At 57.6% G+C, this 7,081-nt stretch carries 8 protein-coding genes; 2 read left to right on the forward strand and 6 right to left on the reverse strand.

Annotated features, from left to right (window positions below):
• Positions 1-157: 157 nt before the first annotated feature.
• From ACR1XY_RS06430 to ACR1XY_RS06445, 4 genes are read right to left on the reverse strand one after another with little or no spacing between them, the layout of a single operon-like run.
• A complete protein-coding gene (locus ACR1XY_RS06430; protein WP_480591063.1) occupies positions 158-1,204 on the reverse strand; it encodes a sensor histidine kinase in 1,047 nt (348 codons plus the stop codon).
• Between the two features lie 22 nt (positions 1,205-1,226).
• Entirely contained in the window at positions 1,227-1,751 is a 525-nt protein-coding gene (locus ACR1XY_RS06435; RefSeq protein ID WP_480591065.1) for a gamma carbonic anhydrase family protein, read from the reverse strand.
• A complete protein-coding gene (gene gmk / locus ACR1XY_RS06440) occupies positions 1,748-2,389 on the reverse strand; it encodes a guanylate kinase (RefSeq protein ID WP_480591067.1) in 642 nt (213 codons plus the stop codon). Before gmk ends, ACR1XY_RS06435 begins: the two co-directional genes overlap by 4 nt.
• A gap of 17 nt (positions 2,390-2,406) precedes the next feature.
• Positions 2,407-3,297 carry a YicC/YloC family endoribonuclease gene (locus tag ACR1XY_RS06445; RefSeq protein WP_480591069.1) on the reverse strand — a complete coding sequence of 297 codons (891 nt, stop codon included), beginning with the start codon at positions 3,295-3,297 and terminating at the stop codon, positions 2,407-2,409.
• Positions 3,298-3,595: 298 nt separating this feature from the next.
• On the opposite strand from ACR1XY_RS06445, the gene ACR1XY_RS06450 reads away from it, so the two are divergent.
• Positions 3,596-4,216: a PAS domain-containing protein gene (locus ACR1XY_RS06450; protein WP_480591071.1), complete on the forward strand. Its 621-nt coding sequence runs from the start codon at positions 3,596-3,598 to the stop codon at positions 4,214-4,216.
• 58 nt (positions 4,217-4,274) lie between these two features.
• On the opposite strand, the gene ACR1XY_RS06455 is transcribed toward ACR1XY_RS06450, so the two are convergent.
• The gene (locus tag ACR1XY_RS06455; protein ID WP_480591072.1) at positions 4,275-5,645 is read right to left on the reverse strand and encodes a class II 3-deoxy-7-phosphoheptulonate synthase; all 1,371 of its coding nucleotides are present in this window, start codon (positions 5,643-5,645) and stop codon (positions 4,275-4,277) included.
• Between the two features lie 169 nt (positions 5,646-5,814).
• Between ACR1XY_RS06455 and ACR1XY_RS06460 the strand changes: the two genes are divergently transcribed.
• The gene (locus tag ACR1XY_RS06460) at positions 5,815-6,819 is read left to right on the forward strand and encodes a GlxA family transcriptional regulator (RefSeq protein ID WP_480591075.1); all 1,005 of its coding nucleotides are present in this window, start codon (positions 5,815-5,817) and stop codon (positions 6,817-6,819) included.
• Between the two features lie 4 nt (positions 6,820-6,823).
• On the opposite strand, the gene ACR1XY_RS06465 is transcribed toward ACR1XY_RS06460, so the two are convergent.
• The coding region (locus ACR1XY_RS06465) for a hypothetical protein (protein WP_480591077.1) at positions 6,824-7,081 on the reverse strand (258 nt) is incomplete at its 5' end.

The following is a 7,081-nucleotide window of genomic DNA, read 5'->3' on the forward strand; positions in this document are numbered from 1 at the left end:
TTGCAGGCACCTCTAAGGTCTGCGCGTAAGCCTTTTGTGACAGGTTTGTAACAGCCATATGACAGTCCGCAGAATTTCTTACCGAACCGACGCAATGCAGACATGCATCTTTCACATAGGTAAACGAAGCCGCTCTGACGGCTTTGAAACTTCGAAGTTACCGTGGAAGAATTACGGTGAACGTCGCCCCTTTGCCCAGTTCGCTTTCCACCCGCAGCCGCCCGCGATGGCGGTTGATAATGTGTTTCACGATGGCAAGGCCCAGCCCTGTCCCTCCCAGTTGCCGCGATCTGTGACTGTCGGCGCGATAGAATCTTTCGGTCAGACGCGGCAGATGAACCGCATCAATGCCCGGCCCCTTGTCGATCACCTGAACCCGGACCGCGGGGCCCCGCATTGCGGAATTGCGCTCGGATGGAAGCACGCGTATTTCCACACTCCCGCCGCTGCCGCCGTATTTGATGCCGTTTTCGATCAGGTTTGTGAACACCTGACGCAGTTGGTCGTTGTCCCCTATCAGCGAGACGGGTTCGTCTGGCGCCATCAGCGTCAACTGCACGTCCGCATCCTCGGCTAGTGGACGCAGCGAGTTAAGCGTGGATTGCAACAGGCCCGTCAGTTCAAGCTGCTCTTTCGGACGTACTCTCTCTTCGCTTTCGACGCGATTCAGGGACAGCAAATCCCCAACCAGCCGGTTCATCCGGTTGGCCTCATCGGCCATGATCTGCAGGAAACGATCGCGGGCTGCCGCATCGTCATGGGCCGGACCGCGCAGCGTTTCGATGAATCCCATCAAAGCGGTCAGAGGTGTGCGCAACTCATGGCTGACATTGGCGACAAAATCCCGGCGCATCTGGCTGGCCTGATCGACATGCGTGACATCCTGAAAAATTGCCAGCAAAGCCCCGCCGGACACCGCGCCAACACCGGTCATATAGCGGCATTCGACCTCGAAGGTGGTGTCCTGCGCGCCATCATTGGACAAGTGGCGCGTCTTGGTGGGACCTTTGGTGCGCAGTCCCTGCTCTATCGCGTCAATAACCTGAGGTTGCCGCAGGATCGTCGCGAAATGCCGACCGACGATATTCTGTGTTAGCAGGGTCTTAGCATCGGCATTCGCGGCAATAATTCGCTCGGTCTGGTCGACCATCAAGGCAGGCATCGGAATGGCTGCGACAAATTCGGCGAGCAGGTCGTGAGACATATCCTCGATCTTTCCGGGCGTTTCAGGACACGGGCTTCATCTCATCACGGAACCGGCGCATGTTCTGCTGATAATGCAGTGCACTGAGGGTGATTTTCTGCGCCGCTGCCTCATCCAGTTGTCGCACGACCTTGCCGGGCGTACCCATTACAAGCGAATTGTCGGGGATTTCCTTGCCCTCGGTGATTAAGGCCCCTGCCCCAATCAGGCAGTTCTTTCCAATCCTGGCCCCGTTCAGAACAATGGCCCCCATCCCGATCAGAGTGTTTTCCCCGATCGTACAGCCATGCAACATCACCTTGTGCCCAATAGTGCAGTTCTTGCCGATGGTCAGCGGGAACCCGGCGTCGATATGCATGATGCAGTCTTCCTGCACATTGCTGCCTTCGCCGACGCGAATTTCTTCGTGGTCGGCGCGGATGGTACAGCCGAACCAGACCGAGGCACCCTGCTCCAGCACGACCTTGCCGATCAGGTTGGCGTCGGGTGCAACCCAGGTGTCCTCGTGGATTTGCGGTGTGTGTTCACCCAAAGCGTAGATGGTCATGACAACCCCTCGAACTCATTTTGCAGGGTGCGCACGTGGTTTTGCAGTTTCGGTTGCTGAATGCGGCGCATCCGTTCGGCGCTGACGATAGTTTTCAGCTTTTCTTCGGTCGCATCCAGATCGTCATTAACCAGAACATAGTCGTAATAGCCCCAGTGGCTGATCTCGTCCCAGCTTTTCAGCATCCGCTTGGCGATTACGTCCTCGCTGTCCTGCCCGCGCGTTTCCAGCCGGCGGCGCAACTCGGGGATCGAGGGCGGCAGGATAAAGATCGACAGCGCGTGCTTACCCAGATCCGAGTTTCGGATTTGCACCTCGCCCTGCCAGTCGACGTCAAACAGTACATCCCGGCCGGAATTGATCGATTCCCGAACTGGACCGGCAGGAGAACCATAGAAGTTACCGAAAACGTGCGCGTGTTCCAGCATCTGCCCATCGGCAACCTGCTGTTTGAACTCATCCTCGGACAGGAAGTAGTACTCGCGCCCGTGCTCCTCGCCTGGACGAGGCGCACGCGTTGTGGCCGAGACCGAAAACTCCAGACCTTCGTCCCAGGCCATCAGCCGACGAGCCAGCGTGGATTTTCCTGCGCCCGAAGGCGAAGACAGGATGATAAGTAGGCCGCGGCGATCTGCCATTTCACTCGTTCCCATAGTCATTCAACATTCTGCACTTGTTCGCGCATCTGGTCTATTATCGCCTTCAACTCAAGCCCTACCGAGGTCAGATCGGCGCTTTGCGCTTTCGAACACAAAGTGTTGGCCTCGCGGTTGAACTCCTGCATCAGGAAATCCAGCTTGCGCCCGACGGCTGCGTCCTGTGATAACAAGTTCCGCGCGGCCACGACGTGCGCTTTCAGGCGGTCGATCTCCTCGGTGATATCCGATTTCACTGCAAGCAGCGCCAATTCCTGCGCCACCCGGTCCGGGTCGGCGCCCTGAGCATTAGCCAACACGCGCGCCAGGTTTTCCCGCAGCGCCTCGGCTGTTTTGTCCTTGCGCTGCTCGGCGAGTTCCGCCGCCTGCTCGGTCAGGTGAGAAACCTGCGACAACTGCCCGTCAACTATGTCGGCCAGCGCCTTGCCCTCCGTCTGGCGCATGTCGACAAAGGCAGCCAAAAGCGCGGAAAATTCCTTGGTTAGGTGCTCGACCAGCGGCGCGGGGTCATCGATCTCACTGCCTGCCTCCAACATGCCCTTGATGCCGATCAGGTCAGCTGCCGTCGACGGCGCCAGCGTGACACCGCTGGCGGCTGCCATCTCCTGCGTGCGGGCCAGTGCGGTCAACGCGGCGACCATGGCCGTTTCGTTCAGGGCAAGATCGGGCGCAGTTTCTTCGCGGCTCAGCTTCAGCGACAGGGTGACGTTGCCCCGGCTCAACGCTTGCGAGATTTGCGCGCGCAGGGCGGATTCGAGCCCGATCAGCCAATCGGGTACGCGCAGGCGCATATCCAGCCCCTTGCCGTTCACACTGCGCAGTTCCCACGTCCAGCTATGGGGGCCAAAAGCCCCCTTGCCCGAGGCGAAACCGGTCATGGATCTGATCATGCCTGCCCTTTCCGTCGCTGCTCTTTTTTGCTTGCTTGCCGCACCTAAAGCCATCGGCAGGCACAGAGCAAGAGTTTGCTCACTGTAAGCCGTTCTCCAGAAGTTAACCATTCGTTAAAGAATTCCTCCAAAATTGACTTAACCCGTGTCAATCTGACCTGAGCTGGAGGCTGGTCGGGCAAAAATAGTCCCGGTATCTGGCATTTTAGGAAAATGACGGTCAATCGACGCTAGGGTGATGAAAATGAAAACCTTTTTCGGAAACGGCTCCGGGTCAAGTTTTGGAAAGATCGTCGCAATGGATCGTTTTGACAGCGGGCGCAGCCTCTCGCCCATCCGACAGGTCGAAGCGTATTGGACCGCGTTGCTGACAGGTGACGGCGTGCCCCGGCGTTCGCAGATCGATCCGCGTGGTCTTGAGAACGTTCTGGAATACACGTTCATTCTTGAACGCATCGCGCCTGGGCTTGCCCGGTTTCGTCTGGCCGGTAGCCATCTGAACAAACTGGCGGGCATGGAAGTCCGCGGCATGCCCCTAACTGCGTTTTTCGAACCCAACGCCCGCGACCAGATCTCTGACGTTCTGGAACAGGTCTTCGCCCGGCCCGCGATTGCCGAGCTTGGTCTTGTGTCCGCTGGCAGGCTGGGGCGGACTCAATTGCAGGCCCGAATGATCCTGTTGCCGCTGAAAAGCGATCTCGGTGATGTCAGCCGCGTGCTGGGTGTGTTGGTCAGCGACGGCACAATCGGCGCAACGCCGCGCCGGTTCACCACTCCGGACACCCGCGTTCGGGCGGTATCCGACGTGCAGGCGCCGCTGCAACAGGTGGAACGCGAACTTGCCGGATTCGCCGAAAATCAGGATGCGTTCAAACGCCCCGGGTCACATCTGCGACTGGTCTCGTCCCGCGACGACTGATCCCAACGAAAAAGGCGGACCGAATGGCCCGCCTTTCTTGTTTCATAAGGCCCGAACCTTAGCTGGCCGCGCGTTTGTTGCCATTGCGGCGCAGATTGGTCAGCTCCTCGGCGACAAGGAAGGCCAGTTCCAACGATTGCGATGCGTTCAGACGCGGATCGCAAGCGGTGTGGTAACGGTCCGAGAGGTCCTCTTCGGTCACAGCCCGCACGCCGCCGGTGCATTCGGTGACGTCCAGACCGGTCATCTCGAAATGCACACCGCCGGGGATGGTGCCCTCGGCCTGGTGCACGCCAAAGAAGTCGCGCACCTCGCGCAGCACGGAATCGAACGGACGGGTTTTATAGCCGGTCGCCGACTTGATCGTGTTGCCATGCATCGGGTCACAGACCCAGGTCACCTTGGCGCCTTCTTCCTTGACGGCCTGAATCAACCGCGGCAGGTGCTCACCTGCTTTGCCCGCACCAAAGCGCGCAATCAGGGTCAGGCGACCTTCTTCGTTCTCAGGGTTCAGTTTGGACATCAGAACCTTGAGGTCTTCGGCTGTGGTCGTCGGACCACATTTCAAACCAATCGGGTTCAGCACGCCGCGGCAGAACTCAACATGTGCACCGTCCGGCTGACGTGTGCGGTCGCCGATCCAGATCATGTGACCAGAACCAGCCAGCCAGTTGCCCGACGTCGAATCAAGACGGGTCAACGCCTCTTCATATTCCAAAAGCAGGCTTTCGTGGCTGGTATAGAACTCAACGGTTGAAAATTCATGCGTGGTGTCCGCCGTGATCCCGGCAGCGTTCATGAAATCGATCGTGTCCTGAATACGGTCAGCGATTTCCGAGTATTTGCTGACATCCTGTTCGTCGGTGAAACCCAACGTCCAAGAATGCACCATGCTCATATCCGCGAAACCACCGGTCGAGAACGCGCGCAGCAGATTCAGCGTTGCGGCGGCCTGTGTGTAGGCCTGAAGCATTTTGCCGGGATTCGGAATGCGCGCCTCGGGCGTAAAGGCCAGTTCGTTGATGATGTCACCGCGATAGCTGGGCAGTTCCACACCTCCAACAACCTCAGTCGGCGCACTGCGCGGCTTTGCAAACTGCCCCGCCATACGACCAACTTTTACAACCGGCACTTTGGCGCCGTAGGTCAACACCATTGCCATCTGCAGCATCACCTTGAAGGTGTCACGGATAGCGTCCGCACTGAACTGTTCAAAGCTTTCAGCACAATCCCCGCCCTGCAACAGGAAAGCCTCGCCGCGACCGGCGGCACCCAGATGTTGCTTGAGGCGCCGTGCTTCGCCAGCAAAGACCAGCGGGGGATACTGTGAAAGCTGGGCCTCGACCTTGGCCAAAGCGGCCTCGTCGGTATAGTCTGGCATCTGAACCCGGGGCTTATTGCGCCAGTTCGTTTTTTGCCATTCGGTCATAGCTTTGATCTCCGCTGAAGTAGTCAGGTCGTCTCTATACAAAATGCATTGAAGACTGACCATATCCGATTTGGGCCTCTTGACGCGGGAAACAAGCTTTGATCATGGTGGCTGCCAAATCTGTCGCCGGACGTAACGTCATAAAGCGCCGAATCAAGGACACCTCGCCATGCAAGAGCAACGCCAAGTTGTCACGGTGGAAGACACTGCGGCTAACCCCCGCAATTTCGTATTTGTCCTGCTGGACAAATTCTCGCTGCTGTCATTCGCTTCGGCGTTGGACAGCTTGCGGATTGCCAACCGTATGGCGGACAAGACGCTGTATACATGGACCCTGATGGGTGAAGGTGGCGAAACGATCAATTGTTCGGCTGGTACGACATTCGAGTTAGACGCGGACCTTATCGAACTACAGCGCGATGATGTCGTGTTGATCTGCGGCGGCGTTGACGTTCAGTCGGCGACCACCAAAAGGGTGTTGAACTGGGTGCGACGCGAGGCACGCCGGGGCCTGCGCATAGGTGGCCTGTGCACTGCAGCTTACACGCTGGCCAAGGCCGGGCTTCTGGACGGCAAGCGCGCCACGATCCACTGGGAAAACGCCGACAGTTTCGTTGAGGAGTTTGACGAGGTCGAACTGACCAAGTCTGTCTTTATCCTCGATGCGAACCGGATGACCACAGCGGGTGGCACCTCGTCCATTGACCTGATGTTGAAGATAATCGCCGACGATTATAGCGAAGATCTTGCCAATGCCGTGGCGGATCAGATGATTTACTCCTCGATCCGCACCGATCAGGACACCCAGCGCCTGTCGACTCCGACGCGCATTGGGGTGCGTCACCCAAAGCTGAGCCAAGTCATCCTGATGATGGAAAAAAACATCGAAGAGCCGATTTCGCCTTCGATTCTGGCGAAGGATGTCGGCATGTCGACCCGGCAGCTTGAGCGCCTGTTCCGTCGCTACCTAAGCCGCTCGCCCAAGCGCTATTACATGGAATTGCGCCTGCACAAGGCCCGCAACCTGCTGATGCAGACCGACATGAGTGTGATTAACGTGGCGCTGGCCTGCGGATTCGCCAGCCCGTCGCATTTCTCGAAATGCTACCGGGCACATTACAACACGACGCCCTATCGCGAGCGTGGCGCGCAAGGTGATCGCTTGTCTGTTTAGATTTTTAGAACATGCCGAATATGACTTCGGAATTAGTGTTAATTGCAAAATGAAGAACAGCCAGGCCGTCTTCTCTCTCGTGTAAAAAAGCGTAAACGTATATGTTGCTGCCTTTGCCATTCCAGTAAGCGCGCATTTCTTGCCAATATCCGTTTTCAAGTTCTACGCGCTTAGGCTCAGGACCCATTGATTTCCGTATAGCGGCGTGATTCACGGTTCGAAAACGAGCGGTGAACATGTCTGATCTTTTCTGGCTTACAGA

This window comes from Ruegeria sp. AD11(2025), from assembly GCF_056542405.1.

Excerpts from the sequence above, each read along its gene's own strand:
- ACR1XY_RS06430 (WP_480591063.1), bottom strand. The coding sequence starts at position 1,204 with ATGTCTCACGACCTGCTCGCCGAATTTGTCGCAGCCATTCCGATGCCT.
- ACR1XY_RS06435 (WP_480591065.1), bottom strand. The coding sequence starts at position 1,751 with ATGACCATCTACGCTTTGGGTGAACACACACCGCAAATCCACGAGGAC.
- gmk (WP_480591067.1), bottom strand. The coding sequence starts at position 2,389 with ATGGCAGATCGCCGCGGCCTACTTATCATCCTGTCTTCGCCTTCGGGC.
- ACR1XY_RS06445 (WP_480591069.1), bottom strand. The coding sequence starts at position 3,297 with ATGATCAGATCCATGACCGGTTTCGCCTCGGGCAAGGGGGCTTTTGGC.
- ACR1XY_RS06450 (WP_480591071.1), top strand. The coding sequence starts at position 3,596 with ATGGATCGTTTTGACAGCGGGCGCAGCCTCTCGCCCATCCGACAGGTC.
- ACR1XY_RS06455 (WP_480591072.1), bottom strand. The coding sequence starts at position 5,645 with ATGACCGAATGGCAAAAAACGAACTGGCGCAATAAGCCCCGGGTTCAG.
- ACR1XY_RS06460 (WP_480591075.1), top strand. The coding sequence starts at position 5,815 with ATGCAAGAGCAACGCCAAGTTGTCACGGTGGAAGACACTGCGGCTAAC.